Below are 19330 nucleotides of genomic sequence, written 5' to 3'. Positions count from 1 at the left end.
TTAAAAAGAAGAAAGGGAGGTTTCAGATGAAAAAACAAACAATCTTTGATATGGCAGCCTTCCTAGGCAGTCTGATTTTTTGGTCTTGGCTCTATATGCGCTTTTTTTATGCCTATGTAGCCGTCGTCTTTTACAAGAATCAGCCAGAGTGGAACCTGCTGATACCAGCTTCTATCATTCTGACTTTGACAGCTATCAGCTCGCTTTTTATTCGTGGCCTCTATAGTCGGCACATTCCTCGTTGGCTGGTGCTAGCCAGTTATGTCCTCTATTTTCTCATTCTATTCTATGCCCTCTTTTTGAAAAATATCGGCAGGCAGGGCTTCAGTCTGGACCTGCAATCTTTTACCTATAATTGGATTTATGGAGATAAACTGGTACCAACCATGAATATCATTATGTTCATTCCGCTGGGCTTTCTCTGCAACCTATCATGGAAACATGTGGCTTATTTTACCTTGGCTATCAGTCTGGTTGAGGGTAGCCAATATCTCTTTCACCTTGGCATTTTTGACTTGGGTGATATCCTGACTAATCTGCTAGGCTTCATTATCGGCAGCTATCTACTAGAGACAGCCTTGGGAAAATGGGTTGTCCATCATATTCACTAAATGAAAGAAGGAAACTATGAAAATTCTTATCCCAACTGCGAAAGAGTTGAATCTAACTGCGCCATCTGCAATCTCTAACCCACTTTCAGCACAAACTCAGGCTGTGTTGGATGAGTTGGCAGCCATGTCAGTAGCTGACTTGGCATCATTTTATAAAATCTCCCCAGAAAGAGCAGAGGTAGAGTGGCAAGCCATTCAGGCTCTGCGAGAAGGAACTGCGCAGCACGCTCCAGCACTTTATCTTTTTGATGGACTCATGTACCGTCATATCAAGAGGCAGGACTATACCAAGGAGGAAAGTCAGTATATCAAGAAGCATCTTGCTATCACATCAGCGCTTTACGGTGTCATCCCAGCCCTGGAGCCCATAGCGCCCCATCGCTTGGACTTTATGATGCCACTCAAGTTAGATGGAAAGAGCCTCAAGGCATTTTGGAAAGAAGCTTATGACCAGGCTCTGGCAGAAGATGAGGTGATTTTCTCCCTTCTGTCCAGCGAGTTTGAAACAGTCTTTTCCAAGGAAATCCGCCAGCGCATGATAAGCTTCAAGTTTCTGGAAGACCGAGGTGGCAAATTGAAAGTCCATTCGACCATTTCTAAAAAAGCGCGTGGTGAGTTTTTAACAGCTCTAATAACTAACAAAGTGACAGAAGTCGAACAGATGAAAAACTTAAGCTTTGCTGGCTTCACCTACCGACCTGATCTGTCCAGTGAACAAGAATTGGTTTATGTTAAGGAAGTGTGAAAAGAAAAATCAAGTCTGATACTATTTCCTCTCAGAATGCTATCAGTGAATTGGTTGGAGTAGATACAAGTGATAAGCAAAATCAGTAGGTAGAGTTCAGCTAAACTACAGTAATTGCTGGAAGGCAAGCAGGACGTCAGACATGCAATCAAAGAGTAAAATTTTAAAAATGAAAAACTATTATAAAAACAAACCAACTCAAGCTTTCTTAATGCTCATAGTTCTTATTTGGTCAGTATACGAGATTGGTGCGACCAGTCTGGCTAGCAATTCAACCTTGACCAAGGAATTCATGCATAGTCGGTATGTTATGGTTTGGCCTATAGTAGATAGAAAGGCGAATCTATACCACTATGCGGAAGAATGGACTAGTGACATTTTGGATGGCATTATGCATCTGGACTATGAGAATATAAAAATGACCTGTTACCCTAGTAAATATGATGATCAAGTTTCCGCTGAATACAATCAGATTCCTAATAAGGAAAATTATGCGATTTCGTTTCCTTTAGACGGGTCGTTGTCCAAATCAAATTTTTCGACATTAGACACTAGATACAATCTAATATCAAAGAATGCAGCTATTGTAGAGAAAAAAACGGGTAAGAATTTTGAGGAATTAACCCATGAGATAGTGCGTGCAAGGGAGGACTTCTTGTCTGCTCTTGGTAAGATGAAAATCCTTCGTTTGGTCTATTTGATTCTTCGTATGATAGTACTGTTGCTATGTATCAGGTTGTCGGGTCAGCAGAGAAAATTGAAAGAGAACGAAATATTGCAGAATGAATAGAGTCCTAATATGATATGGGGGCTATAAGGAGATTCACAAATGACCTTGAAAAAACAATGGAATTGGAATTTAGGTTGTAGTTTATTGCTTGTTGGAGTTCTGGCATCTGCTTTTCTCTTTTATTTATGGGCACAAAATCTTGGTAAATATACCTTACAACCTGGCCAGTCTATTAGTCTGAAAGTCAAACCTCGGACACAAGATGTGGAATACTATTCTGTATTAATTTTGAAGAAAAATAATAATAATAATAAGCTTAAATTATCAGGTTCAGGAGTTTGGTTTGAGATGCATGGCGATATTTTTTATGATGTTGAAGGGCAAAAACTTGTTCGAAGCCATCATTCAGAAGATGCTGATGAAGAGTTACCCAATAATCAAAAAGATATTAAATTAGTGCAGGATGGAATTGTTGTCAGCTACCAGGGGGAAAAAGCTTTTAATGTAACTAATAACAAGTCCTACACGATCACCATCACCAATGTAGACGACAAGACAGCTCACTTTGAAGCTCAAGTGGTGGACAAGTAAGGTAAAGCGTTGGCAACAACTTAGAATTAGCAATCAAGTTACAGACCGACTGCCTAAAGAGCGTGACTACCTGATAGCTACTCTAGCCTCTGGAGAACTCATGTAAGAAGCTTGTACAGCAGGTGGACAATTTATCAAACATGGCAAAAGATGGGATTTCTTATGGAAACCAGATACGGATGAGCATAAAAAATCAAAAGAAGATTTTTATGATTATTTGAAGCGAGGAGAAGATAAAAATGTCGGTACGTAAAAAAATAATAAGCATCCTACTTTTGATAATAACTGCTTTTGTCATTTGGTTGCTCTTTGGGCCTGATGATAAACCTGAACCAGATTTTTCTTCTGCCAATAAAATTGAACTACTGGCAAGTATTCTCGCAGGTAATAACGAGGATATTATCCGAGATGCTGGCTATGGAATTCCGGATGACCCGGTGATTCGGCGATGGGGAATAAATGAACTTAAAATACCTGGTAAATTAAACTTGGATGTGCGCCCGCCAACTAGTTTGGAAGACAGTGAGCTTCTAGTTCTTTTTTCCGTTACAATTAATGGTAAAGAAACAGATGTAGCGTTTTTCTTAGATAAAAAATTGAATTTAATTGATTCGAGTTATGATTCTATAGAGAAAGATGGTACTGGGGAAAAAATTGAAATAGATGAGACTCAAGAAAAAGAGCTACTACATCAGGTTCAAACAGAATTGAATCAGTTCTTTGAAAAAATGGAACAGCAACTAGCTTCTAAATAAGGCGTGAGATATTGCGGACAGGGAAGAGTGAAGCCTTTCTTATAGAGCATGGTAAAACTGTTGAAGAGGAAAAATCAGGAGGCTTTTTTTGACTTTTTAGAAAGAGCGGCTGATATAAATGTTCGTTAAATTCAAACGCTATAAATACCTGATGATCCTGATTCCTTCCTATTTTGCTTATGAACGTTATCAATATTACGCTTTTAAGTGTGCTTATGAACAACTGGATATCTAGTGATTGGATGAAAAAAACAATTATTTGTTTCGTTTAATTTACATAATTGGGGAGAAGTAAAATTTAAAGATGTTTGGAAAACAGAATAGGGAAACTGATACTAAGGTTAGCTTACTTCAGAATTATTTCAAAACAAAACCTGCCCAATCTTTTTTAATGCTCATTGCGCTTGTTTGGTCTTTATATGAGATTGGTGCGACCAGTCTGGCTAGCAACTCGGCCTTGACCAAGGAATTCATGCATAGTCGGTATGTTATGGTTTGGCCAATGGTAGATAAGAAGGCAACTCTTTATCACTATGCGGAAGAATGGACTAGTGACATTTTGGATGGCATTATGCATCTGGACTATGAAAATATTAGAATAACTAGTTTTCCTAAAAAATGGGAGAGTGAAGCTGAAATATACTATACTCTGTCTGAAGATAAGTATGCTGATAGAGTATATTTTTTCTTAGATGAACCAATATCCAGAGCCTATACCACTAGTTTAGAGCAAAATTATTATTTGATTTCAAAGAATGCAGCTGTTATTAAAGAGGAAACAGGCAAAACGGTTGAACAGTTAGGTCAAGAAGTGGGACATGCAAGGGAGGAGTTTTTGTCTGCTCTGGGTAAGATGAAAATACTTCGTTTGGTCTATTTGATTCTTCGTATGATAGTATTGTTGCTATGTATCAGGTGGTCGGGTCAGCAGAGAAAACGGAAAGAAGATGAAATCTTGCAGAATGGATAGAGTCTTGAAACGATACGGAATCTATAAGGAAAATAAAGAATGATAACTTCAGTAATTTTTATTGCTTCTCTATTTTTACTTTTGCGCCGTTTTAAAAGCCGGCGTTCAAGGATTATTATTGGCCTGCTGTATAGTCTGTTTGTTGTCTGGTACGTTCAGGCAATTTTAAACTACGGCAAATATACTCTGCAATCAGGTCAAAGCGTTGAATTAAGAGTGTCTCCAAATACGGATCAGTTAGAGTATAGTTCAGAATTAATGTTAAAAAAATTAAATGATGCTAAAATAAAATTATCAGGTACAAATGTTTGGTCTGAAAAATTTGGGGATGTATTATTTGGGTTAAGTGAAAAGAAAATTATTAAGATAGGCAGTATTGAGGGAGACAAGAATGAGCTTCTTAATAATCAAAAAGATATACATTTAGCAGAAGATGGGATTGTTGTTAGTTATAAAGGAGAAAAAGTTTTTGATGTAACTAACAACAAATCTTACTCCATCACCATTACCAATGTAGACAATAAACCAGCTAAATTTGAGACTCAAGTGGTGGATAAGTAATAATCTTGGTTAGGAGAAGAAATGCTGTGACTAAAAATATGCTAATTTTTATTTGTTTTGTTGTTTTTCTAGTCAGTGGAATTAAACTATATCTGAATTATCAAAGTCAACAAGATTTTCTTCAGATAAAAGAATCTTTCAAACAAGATGACAAAATAGCAGTCTTATAACATTAAATCCGAAGAAGCCCGCTTGTTGAAAATTGTTCAAAATGAGATTGATGGCTTTATGAAAAAAATGTATCAGACTTTGTATAGTTAAGTCTGTGCACTTGATCTTGTCAATAATGCATTCTAAAACCCCTCGCAATTATTTGCGAGGGGTTAGTGTCTTATAAGTTTTCTTTTCTTTTTATAATCTTCTCTTTTTAGTTAAGGGCTGCTAAAAGAGCATCAGCCTGTGCTGAGAGTTCAGCAAGTTTGTCTTCTGCGACAGTCAGTTGTCCAGTTCCCCATGCTTCTGGGTTGATACCAACACCTGTGAATGGTTCTACCACATTCATACGGATGAAAGGCAACAGGCTGCGGTAGTGCTTGAATACTTCATCTGGTGATGTGCCGTTAGCTACAGATGAAACAGTAACAACCTTAGCATTTAGAGCAGATGGGCCAGTTGGGTCTGACAGATCCAGAGCGCGTGAAGCCCAGTCCAAGAGGTTTTTCACTACTCCTGGAATAGCCCAGTTGTAGACAGGTGAGAAAATCCAGATGGCATCAGCAGCCAAAATTTCTTCACGAACCTTAGCAACAGCAGCTGGAGCAGGACTTTCGATGTCTTGGTTGAAGAATGGTACATCTTTGTAATCAAGATATGAAACTTCTGCTTTACCAGCCAAAGCTTTTTCAGCTTGCTCAGCCAATTGGTGGTTGAAAGAACCTTGACGAAGCGAGCCGACGATGAATAATACTTTAGACATTGCATTGTCTCCTTTTTTATAAAATAAAGAGATATTTCTCTTGTTATAATATATGTTACAACATTAATTACTAGTTAGCAATTATTTAGCTCAATTTTTTGAAATTTTTTAGAATGCGAATCAAATCCTGCTTATCGTCTTCTTCGAGAATGGACAGAGCTTGCTGAATATTTTTAATATGATCAGGCAGGGCAGATTCAATTTTAGCTCTGCCTTGTTTCGTCAGGCCAATCAAAAAAGCCCGGCGGTCATTTGGGTCGCAAGTGCGGACAATCCAGCCGTCGCGTTCCATATTTTTGATGACGACAGTCATGTTACCAGAAGTAGCCAGTATACGGTCAATCAGGTCCTGAATGCGCAGCTCTCCTTTGCTGTATAGGGTTTCTAAGACGGAAAACTGAGTAGGAGTCAAATCATGCTTTTTGAAAATTTGGGCTTCAATGGCACGGATAGTTCTTTCTGCCTTATGAAAGACAATCATGGTTTTCAAATCAAGCAGAGTTTCTTTGCTTAAATCGTCTGTAATCTTCATAACAATATTTTACCAATAAATAGTATCATATGCAAGGATATTGCTTTAGAATTTTGTGAATATTCTCATCAAAAAAAGATAGAAAAATAGGAGTATTTGTAGTATAATGACGGAGTGAAATATAAAAATAGAAATAAAGCCTATTTTCCAATTTGGCAGTACCTTATCGGTATTTTTATCGTTCTCAGCGTTCTTGTCTTTTCATTTTTTGCAGTTTTGCAAGTGTCTATGCAGCCGAGACAGTCGGTTAAGGAAGCAAGCAGCCGCTTGGCCAAAGAATATGCAGATCTTGAAAAAGTGGATTCTTTTGCTATCTACAATGGACAAGAATCTTACTACAGTCTGCTTGGCAAGACCAGTAAGGGTGTCGAAAAAGCTGTTTTGATTGCAAAAGATACCAATGAGATACGGGTCTATCGACTGGACCAAGGTGTCAGTCAGGCAGAGGCGGAGAGCATTGCCAAGGAAAATGGAGCAGGAACTATTGATAAGGTGACCATGGGCTATTTTCAGGATCAGCCCATCTGGGAAGTTAAGTCGGGAGGCACCTACTACCTGATTGGTTTTGAAAGCGGACAGTTGGTCAGCAAGGAGGGACTATGAAATTATCAAATCGTGTCTTAAAGATGGAAGAAAGCGTGACTCTGGCAACAGCAGCGCGTGCTAAGGCTTTGAAAGCGCAGGGGCGGGATATTCTGTCTCTGACTCTGGGAGAGCCAGATTTTCCGACGCCTAAGAATATCCGAGATGCTACTGTAGCAGCTGTTGAGGATGGGCGTGCTAGCTTTTATACAGTGACAAGTGGTCTGCCAGAGCTAAAAGAAGCTGTAGTAGAGTATTTTGCCAACTATTACGGCTACACCATCCAGCCTAATCAAGTGACGGTGGCAACCGGAGCTAAGTTCTCCCTCTACACTTTCTTTATGAGTGTGCTTGATCCAGGTGATGAAGCTATCATTCCGACGCCTTACTGGGTCAGCTACGGCGACCAGATTAAGATGGCCGAGGGGACTCCTGTTTTTGTTCAAACCACTGAGGAAAATAATTTCAAGGTTACGGTGGAACAGCTGGAAGCTGCTCGTACTGATAAGACCAAGGTCTTGGTTTTGAACTCGCCGTCCAATCCGACTGGTATGATTTATACAGCGGATGAGCTAAGGGCGATTGGAAATTGGGCTGTGGAGCATGATATTCTGATTTTGGCAGATGACATCTATGGACGTCTGGTTTATAACGGTAATACATTTACGCCAATTTCCAGTCTGTCTGAGGAGATTCGCAAGCAGACGGTGGTCATCAATGGTGTCTCTAAGAGCTACTCCATGACAGGCTGGCGGATTGGCTACGCAGTTGGTGAGCCGGAGATTATTGCGGCTATGAGTAAGATTGCTGGCCAGACGACCTCTAACCCGACAGCAGCGGCTCAATATGCAGCTATCGAAGCTCTGACTGGCAGCCAGGAAACGGTAGAGACTATGCGTCAGGCCTTTGAAGAGCGTCTCAATACCATCTATCCTCTCTTGGCTCAAGTGCCAGGATTTGAAGTGGTTAAGCCACAAGGGGCCTTCTATCTCTTTCCAAATGTCAAGAAAGCCATGGAAATGAAAGGTTATACAGATGTGACCGAATTTACGACAGCAATTTTAGAAGAAGTTGGTGTAGCTCTGGTGACCGGAGCAGGGTTTGGTGCTCCAGAAAATGTTCGTCTTAGCTATGCGACAGATCTGGAAACACTCAAAGAAGCCGTTCAGCGCCTGAAGCAATTTATGGAGAGCAAATAGATCTCTCAATCTTACACTACTTTCGAAGATTTATAAACAATAGAGAAGGATGAACTCAGAGTTCGTCCTTTTCAATTTATTTTTGACTGTACTGGTAATGAGTTAAATAAAATGGTAAAATAATATAGAAAGATATGGAAGCGTTTGTCACTCTAGTCAAAATTAGTAAGATTTGGGTTGGATAAATGTGAACTGGCTTCGTTTAGAATTCAGTTGATGAAGGATTTAAACAATAGTGGGAGGAGAACAATATGAAACGTCGTTTGATTTTCTTATTCTTGCTAGGCGGCCTAGTCTTGCTAGGAGCTTATGTTTTCTTTGATTCAGAGCAGGGGTGGACCACTATTTCCGAATCCAATGGCTATAGTCTGCAAGCCAAAGGCCATCGCTATCGTATCCAATATTATGAGAATGACTCAGCCCGAATTGATTGGTATTTGAACAATTACCAGCCAGAATTGAATTTAAATATGAGAATCCTAGAACGCCCAACTGCCCCCGGTTCTTATACTAAGGAGGAGATAGCCGGACAGGGCTCTGCAAGTTTTTTGATGGTTTGTAGAACTTGGGGTTCTGCAGAGAACAGTCAAAAGTTTTTAATTAAACGTGCATATTATAAGGTTGATATTAAACTTAATAAAAAGATGGAGATAGATACTGAGAAGAGCAGTATGACCTACTGGAAGACGGAAGAAGAGGTAAAGGATGATCCGCTTATTGATTAAATATCAGCTATAAATGCTAGATTAACTATGTATAAGTCACTTTCTGATAGAAATCACCATACGACTTAAAAATTTGAGGAGTATTTAGTTGAAGATGATGGTGTTTCGGTGTATAATATAAGAAGTCCATTAGGTCTAGCCCTGCGTTCTATTCACATGCAGAGTGTTCCTCATGGTCTTTTTACTTAAGTAATAATAGGGATGAAGATTATTTTGTACAAAAGGAGATAAAATGGGTTTTATCAGAAAGGAAATAGGGGAAAGAGAGAAGAAGCTTCTCGAGGATTTTTCTATTGAAGAAAAAGAACTGGCTTTGCCATTTTTACTAGAGGATGAGAAAAGAGGAATTTTTCTCTGCGTCAAGCAATTTCGTATTGGGGAAGGGAAATATCAGGTTTTAGCCATGATTCTCGGTGGTCACTTGCTTGAATTTCGCCTAGAAGAAGAGCGGGCCGATAGATATCCAGTTTGCAATGAGGAAGATCAAAGTGTAAAAGGTCTATCAACAGAAACAATCTCCCAGCTTGTGATTCCCAAGGTTTTAAAAGGACGAGAGGACAAAGTCGTAACAGTGATTCAACATGCCCTGTCGCAAATTAACCCTTATTATGATACAAAGATAAGGGAAGTAAACCACGTGGAGTATAGATAAAGAGGAGATAGGATATGGGATTATTAGAAAAGTGTCTGGATTTTTTACCGACTAGGCGGGCTGTCAGTGACATAGAAGAAGAGATGACTTGGGAGGAAGAATTTTCCCCTAAAATAGTTCATCATAAAGAAGTCAGTAGTAGCCCTCAGAAGGAGACTGAGGGAACAGCGTCTCTTCCCCAAGAAGGAAGTTGGAAGTTCGTGCACGAGATGATTTCTGATGAAGGGGTTGAGCTTTTAAAGAAGGCTGGGATTGATGATGAGCTAGTCTTTGAGACGGGCGATTGGGTCGCCGATCATGATTTGGGGATTTACCTGGTCCTTTATCGCTTTGGTGGCAGAACCAACTGGAAGAAGACTTATAAGCTAATCTTGCAAGGACAGGTGATTGAATTTAAGACTAAGACCATTTTTCATCAGCAGGATTTTTCTTATGAAAATGGGGAATTCACTAAGGGAGTGATTGTTAAAAACGTCTCCGATATGCTCTTGCCTTTGGCTTTCGAAGGTCAACAGCAGCGGGTGCTCCATATCATTCAAGCGGCTCTGTCAGCAGCTAGCCCAAGCTATGATACGGTCATTTACAGGGCGAACTTTGATTTGGTTTAGGAGGGGAAGATGATATATATTACAAGAGATGATGTTTTGACGTGGCTGGACAAACATGAGCCAGTGGCCAATCGTCAGAAGGACATTACGGCTTTTCATAAAGAACTGTCGTTTCGTTTGCAAAGAATGGACTTTCGACCGTCTACCAGTTCCAAAGATCCTCGGAGAGATGTTTGTGAAGACCCTGACCAAGAGCTCACTGTAGCCTTTACTCAGGATGGGGAGGGGAATTATGCGACGATTGACCAGAGTCCAGGAGGTCAGATTCTCAGCGATCAGCGCTTTAAGATGGCTTTGAAAAAAGTCTTGAACTATGATGATGACATGGTTGATCGACTGTTATATGGAATGAAAAATTAATCCTCTTATTCAGAGAGAGTTATCCGCCAGCCTTTAGGAGGCTGGTTTTTTAATTTTTCTGAGATTTAGACTCTTCAAGGATAGCTATTGCAATCGCTTTATGGTAAAATATAGAACAGATGTCCGAAAGATATGTCTTGATTAAAGTGACATTTAGCAACCAATCTAGGAGGCAGATATGATTGATCATTTTGAGATAAAGGTCAGGAATCTACAAATTTCAAAAGACTTTTATACAAGTTTTCTTTCTCCTCTAGGCTACAAATTGGCTTTTAGAAGTAGTTCTCTACTCAGTTTTGTTGCTCCCAACAGCCCACATCCTGGTGGAGATTTTTGGTTGGGAGAGGGAGAGCAGTCTCCGATTCACTTTGCTTTTTTGGCAGAAAACCATGAGCAGGTTCAAGCTTGTTATGAGGCTGGTTTAAAGGCAGGGGGAAAAGACAACGGTGCGCCAAATTATCGGGGGAACCTTTCATCATATTATGCAGCCTTTGTCTTGGATCCAGATGGTAATAATGTCGAGGCAGTCTGTCATAAAGAATAAAAAATAGAAAAGAGAAAAAACGTGTCAAAGAAAATCGTAACAATTATTGATGTGAAAAATTATGTTGGTCAAGAAGTGACCATCGGTGCTTGGGTTGCCAATAAGTCAGGTAAGGGTAAGATTGCTTTCTTGCAGCTGCGCGATGGTTCAGCCTTTTTCCAAGGGGTGGCCTTCAAGCCTAACTTTATCGAGAAATTTGGCGAAGAAGAAGGATTGGCGAAGTTTGATACGATTAAAAAGCTTAGCCAAGAAACTTCTGTCTATGTGACAGGGGTTGTCAAGGAAGACGAGCGTTCAAAATTTGGCTACGAGCTGGACATTACAGACATCGAAATCATTGGTGAGTCAAATGACTATCCAATCACGCCAAAAGAACATGGGACTGACTTCCTCATGGACAACCGTCACTTGTGGCTGCGTTCTCGTAAGCAAGTGGCTATGATGCAAATCCGCAATGCCATCATCTACGCTACCTATGAATTCTTTGACAAGAATGGCTTTATGAAGTTTGACAGCCCAATCTTGTCAGGTAATGCAGCAGAAGACTCTACTGAGCTGTTTGAAACCGACTACTTCGGAACTCCAGCATACTTGAGCCAATCTGGTCAGCTTTATCTGGAAGCAGGTGCTATGGCTCTTGGTCGCGTCTTTGACTTTGGTCCTGTATTCCGTGCCGAAAAATCAAAAACCCGCCGTCATTTGACGGAGTTCTGGATGATGGATGCAGAGTACTCATACTTGACGCATGATGAGTCACTCGACTTGCAAGAAGCTTATGTTAAAGCCTTGATCCAAGGTGTGCTTGACCGTGCTCCTCAAACTCTGGAAACGCTGGAACGTGATGTAGAACTTTTGAAACGCTATATTGCAGAGCCTTTCAAGCGTGTTACTTATGATGAAGCGATTGATCTCTTGCAAGCGCATGAAAATGATGAGGATGCAGATTATGAGCATCTGGAGCATGGGGATGACTTCGGTTCACCGCATGAAACATGGATTTCAAACTACTTTGGTGTACCAACCTTTGTCGTTAACTACCCAGCAGCTATCAAGGCTTTCTACATGAAGCCAGTTCCTGGAAATCCAGACCGTGTCCTTTGTGCAGACTTGCTTGCTCCAGAAGGCTATGGCGAAATCATTGGTGGTTCTATGCGTGAGGAAGACTACGATGCCCTTGTTGCTAAGATGGAAGAGCTTGGTATGGATACTTCAGAATACGAATTCTACCTGGATCTTCGTAAGTATGGAACAGTTCCGCACGGTGGCTTCGGTATCGGTATCGAGCGCATGGTAACCTTTGTAGCAGGAACCAAGCATATCCGTGAAGCCATTCCATTCCCACGTATGTTGCATCGTATTAAACCGTAAAATGATTCAAACGCCCATGTGGCGTTTTTTCAGCAATGAACTATGAAATAATCCAAATATAGAATTTTAGAGAAAGAAGAGGTAGAGATCATGTGAACAGCAGATTAACAAGTGATAAAGGATAGAAATGAAAAAACACTTGTTAAAGGAGAAAAAATGTTTAAAAGAAGTTATCGGAAAAATATCGGTCTTATGGCCGGAGTAGAATTTTTTGCTTTTCTAGGCATTACTAGTTTTTGGATTTTATTTCTAAGTCAAAACGGCATGTCCCTTTGGCAGATTGGCCTTTTGGAAAGTATTTTTCATGCGACCAGCGTTATTTGTGAAATTCCTTCTGGGATGTTGGCGGATCGCTTTTCCTACAAGACTAATCTGTATCTGAGCCGGATAGCTGGGATTGTGTCTTCTGTTCTCATGTTAGCTGGGCAGGGAAATTTTTTGGTTTATGCACTGGCTATGGTGATTAGTGCTTGGTCCTATAACTTTGATTCGGGGACAAGTGCGGCCATGGTTTATGATTCATCTGTGGAGGCCGGCCTCAAGGAACATTATTTATCCATCTCCAGTTTTATGTCTGGGGTGGCTGAGGCGACTCGGTCTTTGGGAACGGTCTGGGCTGGATTTTTTGTCCACGGACAATTGCATCTGACCTACTATATCATGATTGGTACCTCTATCATCGTTCTTTTCTTGACCTGGATGCTGAAAGAACCTAGTGTCAAAGCAGAGAAAGCGGAACGTCTGACCATGAAAAAGATTATCTGGGCTGTCAAAGAGGAGTTGCAGAGAAATCCCAGCCTTTTTATCTGGATGATTCTGTCCCAAATCATTGGAACACTGATGTGTATGTTTTATTTTTATTATCAAAATCAATTGCCTGATTTAAAAGATTGGCAGATTTCGGTAGTCATGCTGATTGGCAGTGCTTTGAATATCTTGGCGGTCTATCTGGCGAGTGTGATTGGAAAGAAGTATTCTGCCTTAAAACTTTTTCCTTCAGTGGTTCTTCTAACCGGAGCAAGCTACCTGCTGTCCTATTTTGGAACTCCGATCATTTATATTTTGATTTATCTAATCAGCAACGCCTTGTATGCACTCTTTCAGCCGATTTTTGATAATGATTTGCAAAAGCAGCTGCCAAGTGAAGTACGGGCGACCATGCTCAGTGTTTATTCTATGATGTTCAGCCTGAGCATGATTGTCATTTTCCCTGTGACGGGCTGGTTGATTGATTACTTCGGCTTCGATTGGACTTTTATAGCTTTGGGCACCTTTTTATTAGTAGTGACACCATTTTTGCATTTGGGATTAAAGAAAATAAGCCAGAACTTACAAGAAGTCTAATATCAATGTTCTCTTTCTGATATTCAGAAGGAGAATATTTTTTACCCTTTGAAAATTATGGTAAAATAAATACAGTTTAATGGAGAAGTAGGCGGTATGAAAGATTTATTGAAATATTTCAAGGGCTATATCAGAGAGTCTCTTCTTGGACCCTTGTTCAAGCTCTTGGAGGCCAGTTTTGAACTGTTAGTTCCGATTTTGATTGCGGGGATTGTGGACGAGACCATTCCTAGACACGACAACTCCCATCTCTACTGGATGGTTTTTCTTTTGATGGGCTTGGCTGCGCTGGGCGTGGTGGTAGCAGTTGTGGCCCAATATTATTCGTCAAAGGCGGCAGTGGGCTTTACTCGTCAGATGACAAGCGACCTCTATCAAAAAATCCTGCGTCTGCCCAAGGCTAGTCGGGATGAGTTGACGACTTCTAGCTTGGTGACCCGGCTGACGAGCGACACCTATCAGATTCAGACGGGAATCAATCAATTCCTTCGTCTCTTTCTTCGGGCGCCTATCATCGTTTTTGGCTCTATCATCATGGCCTTTACTATCAGTCCGGTCATTACCTTGTGGTTTTTGCTCATGGTGGCAATTTTAACGGCTATTATCGTCTTCATGTCTCGTCTGATGAATCCTCTCTACGCTAAGATTCGCCAGCTGACAGACCAACTAGTCAATCTGACGCGTGAGCAGCTACAGGGCATGCGGGTTATACGAGCTTTCGGTCAGACCCAACGCGAGGTTCAGACCTTTCGCAATCGCAATGAGCTCTATAAAACCTGGCAAATCAGGACGGGAGCTCTGGCTAGTCTGATTAGTCCTCTGACCTTTCTCACAGTCAATGGTACTCTAATTGCTGTGATTTGGCAGGGGAATAGCTTTATCGGAAAGGGCTTGCTGACCCAGGGGATGCTAGTAGCCTTGGTCAATTATTTATTGCAGATTTTGGTGGAATTGCTCAAGCTAGCTATGCTGGTCAATTCTCTCAATCAAAGCTATATCAGTGCAGGTCGTATCAGTCAAGTCTTCGAGCAAGCAGAAGAAGATGTCCTGCAGGAATTAGTGCAGGAAACAGCTCTGCTGGATCAAGCCGTTAAAGTCCAGCAGGTTAGTTTTTCTTATCCAAATGCAGCTAGTCCAGCCTTGACTGGTCTGACTTTTGATTTGAAAAGAGGTCAGACTTTGGGGGTTATTGGTGGGACAGGTTCAGGTAAGTCTACTCTGGTTCAGCTGCTGTCTCATCTCTATCCTGTGGCTGCTGGTCAGTTGACCATCTTTTTCCAAGGACGCAGTCCTAAAAATCTCATAGAATGGCGGTCTTGGATCAGTCTGGTGCCTCAGAAGGCGGAGCTTTTTCAAGGAACTGTTCGCTCCAATCTGACCTTGGGCATGTCAACCAAGCCAACAGACGCAGACCTATGGCAGGCTTTAGAGATTGCTCAGGCAGCGGATTTTGTCTCTCAGAAGGAAGGTGGCTTGGATGCGACTGTAGAGGCCTTTGGTCGGAATTTTTCTGGCGGTCAGCGTCAGCGTTTAACCATTGCAAGAGCTGTCTTGCGGAGGGCGCCTTTCTTGGTTTTAGATGATGCGACCTCAGCTCTGGACTATCTGACAGAGGCTAGGCTCTTGCAGTCTATTAAGAATGAATTGACTGAGACCAGTCTGATCTTGATCTCTCAGCGGACCAATAGCTTGCGCTCAGCAGATCAAATCTTAGTGCTGGATAAGGGAGAACAGGTGGCTCTTGGTCGCCATGAGGAACTCTTAGCTAGCTCTGCTATTTACCGAGAAATCCATCACTCACAGCATAGTCAAGGAGAGGAGGGCAAGCATGAAGCATAAGACATCACCTAGCAGCTTGAGGCGTTTGACTCGAGATTTGCTGCAGGCGCGCTGGCTCTTTCTCCTAGCTAGTCTGGGAACGGTGGCTCAAGTGGCTCTGACTGTTCTTCTTCCAGTTTTAATCGGAAATGCGGTTGATAGTGTTCTACTTCCTCAAGCGGACCAGCATTTGATGCCGATTTTGGGTCAGATGCTGTTGGTTATCTTAGCCAATACGCTGATTCAGTGGTTCAATCCCTTGCTCTATAATCAGCTGGTCTATCGCTATAGCCAGCAGCTCCGACAAGGTGTCATCAAGAAAATTCATTATCTACCTTTGGCTTATCTGGATCGGCAGGGAACAGGCGATTTGGTTAGTCGGGTGACGACGGACTTGGAGCAGCTCAGCAATGGCTTGCTTATGGTTTTTAATCAGTTTTTTGTGGGTTTGCTGACCATCTTAGTCACTATCATTAGCATGGCCCGGCTGGACTTTTTCCTCTTGCTTTTGGTTCTGCTTTTGACGCCCCTTTCTCTTTTCTTAGCGCGCTTTATAGCTAAAAAGAGTTTTAGCTTTTTCCAACGGCAGACACAGGCGAGAGGAGCACAGACCCAGCTGATTGAGGAAAGTCTGACCCAGGAAAGTTTGATCCAGGCTTTTAATGCTCAGGAGCAGTTTGATACAGCTTTTACTCGCAGTAATCAAATCTATGCAGACTATTCGCAGGCGGCTATTTTCTATTCTTCAACGGTCAATCCTTCGACTCGTTTTATCAATGCCCTGATCTATGCTTTGATTGTAGGCTTTGGGGCTGTCCGAATCATTCAGGGAACAGGTTTTACGGTTGGGCAGCTGGTAACTTTTCTCAACTACGTCAACCAGTACACCAAGCCTTTCAATGATATATCGTCAGTCATGTCGGAATTGCAGAGCGCTTTAGCTTGTGCGGAGAGGATTTACAGCGTTTTGGACCAAGAAGAAATAGCAGAGTCTGGTCAGGAAATCCTCCAGTCGGAAGATGTCAGAGGACAGATTAGCTTTGAGCATGTGGCTTTTGGCTATGAGCCTGGCAAAGAGCTGATTCAGGATTTGAATATAAGGATTCCAGCAGCTAGCAAGGTCGCAATTGTCGGTCCGACCGGTGCTGGCAAGTCAACCTTGATTAATCTCCTCATGCGCTTTTACAATGTTGATAGTGGTCTTATTTCTTTAGACGGTATTCCCATCAGTCATTACACCAGAGCCTCTTATCGTCAGCAGTTTGGTATGGTACTGCAAGAGACTTGGCTTAAGACGGCGACCATTCATGATAACATAGCTTTTGGCCGGCCAGACGCCAGCCGAGAAGAGGTCACTGCAGCTGCCAAGGCGGCAAATGCTCATTTCTTTATCCAGCAGCTGCCTCAGGGTTATGACACCTATCTGGCGGATGCTGGGGACTCACTTTCTCAAGGTCAGCGGCAGCTCTTGACCATTGCCCGTGTCTTCCTGGCTGTTCCTAAAATCCTAATCTTGGATGAGGCGACTTCCTCCATCGATACCCGAACAGAAGTCTTGATTCAGGAGGCTTTCAGCAAGCTCATGGTGGGACGGACTAGCTTTATCATCGCCCATCGTTTGTCCACTATTCAAAATGCGGACATCATCCTCGTCATGGTAGACGGCAATATCGTCGAACATGGTAATCACCAAGAGCTCATGGCAGCCAGAGGTGTTTATTACCAAATGCAGACGGCTCAGGAGTAGAAGGGGAGCTTTATTAAAGTTCACAGATTGATGCTAAACAAAACTAAAAGAGTTGGAAATTCCAACTCTTTTTGCTTATAATTCAACTTCTTCGAACCCTGTCTCCGTCAGTTTATAAATCTTCTGGCAGACTTCTTTGAGAAAGATTCGGTCGTGGGAGACAGCGATGATGGCGCCAGGATAGGTCGCCAAAAGCTGGCGAACCTGAGGCTGAGAGGTGGGAGAGAAGTTGCGGGTTGGCTCGTCCAGAAGGAGGACATTGGGGCGGTCTAAGACTAGTTTGAGCAGGAGGAGCTTGGCTTTTTGGCCACCAGAAAGCTGCTCAATCGGGTGGCGGGCCTCGTCGCGAGTGAACTGGAGACTAGCTAGATGCGTCAGGATTTTCTCTTCCTGAGCCTTGTCACCAGAGGGAGCCAGAAAGTCTAAAGGACTGCTCTCATCAGTCAGCAAGTCACCATAATGCTGGGGCATGTAGCCTACTAGCATGTCTGTCCGCTCACGCAGGATTTTCCATATTTCCTTAAGCAGAGTAGACTTGCCTACACCATTAGCACCAATCAGCCCGATTTTTTCCTGGCCGCAGACTTCCAGAGTCAGGTTCTTTGCCAGTTGTCGTTCGTCTGTTTCCAGTTTCATTCCTTCTAATTTCAGGATTCTTTTGGTCAATGGCAGAGCTTCTATGTCTGAGAAGTGAAGGCTGATGGCATCTTCCTGTGTCGGAATTTCTGTTATTTCAGCACCTGCCTTTTCAAATCGTTTGCCCTGTGAGAGGACGTTTTTCATCTTTTTGGCTACCAGTCGACCTGCAGTAGCGTCATGGGTGTTTCGTAAAGTATGCTCCACACTCTGCTTAACCCGTCGGTGTTTTTCCATAGTCTTAGCATGTTCTTCCCGCTCTTTTCGTGCTAGTTGCCCTTGTTTTTCAAAAGCCTCCTGACGCTGCTGGCGGTAATTTTCATAGTCCAGACTCTTGACACTGGTTCTAGCTTCCTGTTTCTTTTTGATTCGCTCCAGATGAACAATCTTGGTCGCAGCTTGAGCGAGAAAGTGTTCGTCGTGAGAGACGAAAAGGACCGTTCTCTGGCTGTGGCTGATAAAGCTTTCCAGCCAAGTCAGAGTTTCGAGATCAAGGTCATTAGAGGGCTCATCAAGAAAGAGAATGTCCCAATCACTGGCTAGTTTCTTGATGAGTTGGACTTTGAGCTTTTCTCCTCCAGATAGGCTAGAGAGCTGCTGCTGACTAGCAAAACGCTGGCTGTCAAAGTTGAGCTCCCCAGCATAGCGGTAGAGCTTGTCATAGTCCAGTTCTGTCTCAAAATCTGCAAAGAAATAGTCATTGAGCGTTAGTTGGGCATCCTCTGAAGGCAACTGCTGGGGCAGGTAGACAGCAGCAGTATAGGACTTATCAATCTGTCCGCTGTAGCTGACATAGGAGCTGACCAGTCGCTCGTCTAGCAAGAGCTTGAGCAGGGTGGATTTGCCATTGCCCTCCTCACCAATAATAGCGACCTTGTCTCCTTGATTGACAGTCAGTGACAAATCTTTGACTAACTCTTTCAGGTCTTTTAGATGGGTAATGGTTAGATTTCTTATTTGAAGCATAGATGTCTCCTTCGTTTTATAACACAAAATACAGCCCTGCTTTATTTAGCAGAGCTGTTTTTAGTTGCACAAAGCAGACACAGGAGTGTCTAAGTAGGATTATTCGTTTATAGGCTTCCAGCTTACACTGTCATAGGAGTGACAGGATTGACCTAAAGATAAGCAAATAGAAGCTAGAAAGCACAAAAAACGAACATCCCGCGGATATGCAGAAACATGACAAAATCTACTAAATAAAGTTTCCTTTAAAAAATAGACTTAATTTTTCATGTCTCCGTGTACCTCCGAAATAGTTCTGTCTTAAGTCTAGCAAAAGATAGCAGATTCGTCAAGCGCTTTCAAATAAATAAAAATTTTTATAAACTCTCTA

The 19330-nt window shown here is 42.0% G+C and carries 21 protein-coding genes; 18 read left to right on the top strand and 3 right to left on the bottom strand.

All coding sequences use genetic code 11. The features are described from left to right. The first annotated feature begins 26 nt into the window (after window positions 1-26). The 7 genes from J1C77_RS07100 to J1C77_RS07070 all read left to right on the top strand — a co-directional run bounded on the left by J1C77_RS07100 (window position 27) and on the right by J1C77_RS07070 (window position 4963). Window positions 27-611: a VanZ family protein gene (locus J1C77_RS07100; RefSeq protein WP_002920915.1), complete on the top strand. Its 585-nt coding sequence runs from the start codon at window positions 27-29 to the stop codon at window positions 609-611. Window positions 612-627: 16 nt separating this feature from the next. Beyond that, entirely contained in the window at window positions 628-1356 is a 729-nt protein-coding gene (gene yaaA, locus J1C77_RS07095; RefSeq protein WP_002920916.1) for a peroxide stress protein YaaA, read from the top strand. A gap of 142 nt (window positions 1357-1498) precedes the next feature. Next, entirely contained in the window at window positions 1499-2146 is a 648-nt protein-coding gene (locus J1C77_RS07090; RefSeq protein WP_002920917.1) for a hypothetical protein, read from the top strand. A 39-nt stretch (window positions 2147-2185) separates the two neighbouring features. Beyond that, window positions 2186-2677: a hypothetical protein gene (locus J1C77_RS07085; protein ID WP_002920918.1), complete on the top strand. Its 492-nt coding sequence runs from the start codon at window positions 2186-2188 to the stop codon at window positions 2675-2677. A gap of 239 nt (window positions 2678-2916) precedes the next feature. Then, a complete protein-coding gene (locus J1C77_RS07080; protein ID WP_002920919.1) occupies window positions 2917-3432 on the top strand; it encodes a hypothetical protein in 516 nt (171 codons plus the stop codon). Window positions 3433-3736: 304 nt separating this feature from the next. Further along, window positions 3737-4402, top strand: a complete 666-nt coding sequence (locus J1C77_RS07075; RefSeq protein ID WP_002920920.1) for a hypothetical protein — start codon at window positions 3737-3739, stop codon at window positions 4400-4402. A gap of 39 nt (window positions 4403-4441) precedes the next feature. After that, the gene (locus J1C77_RS07070; RefSeq protein WP_049547415.1) at window positions 4442-4963 is read left to right on the top strand and encodes a hypothetical protein; all 522 of its coding nucleotides are present in this window, start codon (window positions 4442-4444) and stop codon (window positions 4961-4963) included. Between the two features lie 367 nt (window positions 4964-5330). On the opposite strand, the gene J1C77_RS07065 is transcribed toward J1C77_RS07070, so the two are convergent. Further along, complete coding sequence (locus J1C77_RS07065; protein ID WP_002895223.1) at window positions 5331-5879, bottom strand: NADPH-dependent FMN reductase; 549 nt, start codon at window positions 5877-5879, stop codon at window positions 5331-5333. Window positions 5880-5964: 85 nt separating this feature from the next. Next, window positions 5965-6411 (bottom strand): MarR family winged helix-turn-helix transcriptional regulator, encoded by a 447-nt coding sequence (locus tag J1C77_RS07060; RefSeq protein ID WP_002920923.1) that lies wholly within the window; start codon window positions 6409-6411, stop codon window positions 5965-5967. A 114-nt stretch (window positions 6412-6525) separates the two neighbouring features. Between J1C77_RS07060 and J1C77_RS07055 the strand changes: the two genes are divergently transcribed. The 11 genes from J1C77_RS07055 to J1C77_RS07005 all read left to right on the top strand — a co-directional run bounded on the left by J1C77_RS07055 (window position 6526) and on the right by J1C77_RS07005 (window position 17358). Beyond that, complete coding sequence (locus tag J1C77_RS07055; RefSeq protein WP_002920924.1) at window positions 6526-7014, top strand: DUF5590 domain-containing protein; 489 nt, start codon at window positions 6526-6528, stop codon at window positions 7012-7014. Continuing rightward, complete coding sequence (locus tag J1C77_RS07050) at window positions 7011-8192, top strand: pyridoxal phosphate-dependent aminotransferase (RefSeq protein WP_002920926.1); 1182 nt, start codon at window positions 7011-7013, stop codon at window positions 8190-8192. Before J1C77_RS07055 ends, J1C77_RS07050 begins: the two co-directional genes overlap by 4 nt. A 251-nt stretch (window positions 8193-8443) precedes the next feature. Then, window positions 8444-8917, top strand: coding sequence for a hypothetical protein (locus tag J1C77_RS07045; protein WP_002904699.1), 474 nt, complete (start codon window positions 8444-8446; stop codon window positions 8915-8917). 232 nt (window positions 8918-9149) lie between these two features. After that, entirely contained in the window at window positions 9150-9569 is a 420-nt protein-coding gene (locus tag J1C77_RS07040) for a hypothetical protein (protein ID WP_002920927.1), read from the top strand. 14 nt (window positions 9570-9583) lie between these two features. Further along, the gene (locus J1C77_RS07035) at window positions 9584-10177 is read left to right on the top strand and encodes a hypothetical protein (RefSeq protein WP_002920928.1); all 594 of its coding nucleotides are present in this window, start codon (window positions 9584-9586) and stop codon (window positions 10175-10177) included. A gap of 9 nt (window positions 10178-10186) precedes the next feature. Then, on the top strand, window positions 10187-10537 hold the full coding sequence (locus J1C77_RS07030) for a hypothetical protein (protein WP_002920929.1): 351 nt from the start codon (window positions 10187-10189) through the stop codon (window positions 10535-10537). A 178-nt stretch (window positions 10538-10715) separates the two neighbouring features. After that, window positions 10716-11081, top strand: coding sequence for a VOC family protein (locus J1C77_RS07025; RefSeq protein WP_002906354.1), 366 nt, complete (start codon window positions 10716-10718; stop codon window positions 11079-11081). A 21-nt stretch (window positions 11082-11102) separates the two neighbouring features. After that, entirely contained in the window at window positions 11103-12449 is a 1347-nt protein-coding gene (gene asnS, locus J1C77_RS07020) for an asparagine--tRNA ligase (RefSeq protein WP_002920930.1), read from the top strand. A gap of 156 nt (window positions 12450-12605) precedes the next feature. Continuing rightward, window positions 12606-13793 carry an MFS transporter gene (locus tag J1C77_RS07015; RefSeq protein WP_042762827.1) on the top strand — a complete coding sequence of 396 codons (1188 nt, stop codon included), beginning with the start codon at window positions 12606-12608 and terminating at the stop codon, window positions 13791-13793. Between the two features lie 96 nt (window positions 13794-13889). Beyond that, complete coding sequence (locus tag J1C77_RS07010; protein ID WP_002920932.1) at window positions 13890-15632, top strand: ABC transporter ATP-binding protein; 1743 nt, start codon at window positions 13890-13892, stop codon at window positions 15630-15632. Then, window positions 15622-17358: an ABC transporter ATP-binding protein gene (locus tag J1C77_RS07005; protein ID WP_002920934.1), complete on the top strand. Its 1737-nt coding sequence runs from the start codon at window positions 15622-15624 to the stop codon at window positions 17356-17358. The genes J1C77_RS07010 and J1C77_RS07005 overlap by 11 nt, the downstream gene beginning before the upstream one ends. A 75-nt stretch (window positions 17359-17433) precedes the next feature. On the opposite strand, the gene J1C77_RS07000 is transcribed toward J1C77_RS07005, so the two are convergent. Then, window positions 17434-18960, bottom strand: a complete 1527-nt coding sequence (locus J1C77_RS07000) for an ATP-binding cassette domain-containing protein (protein ID WP_002920935.1) — start codon at window positions 18958-18960, stop codon at window positions 17434-17436. Window positions 18961-19330 lie beyond the last annotated feature (370 nt).

It is taken from the genome of Streptococcus sanguinis (genome assembly GCF_050223295.1).
In the GTDB taxonomy this organism is placed as follows: Bacteria; Bacillota; Bacilli; order Lactobacillales; family Streptococcaceae; genus Streptococcus; species Streptococcus sanguinis_X.
Note: the sequence above shows the minus strand (reverse complement) of the source record. Positions and strands in the feature narration are given on the sequence as shown.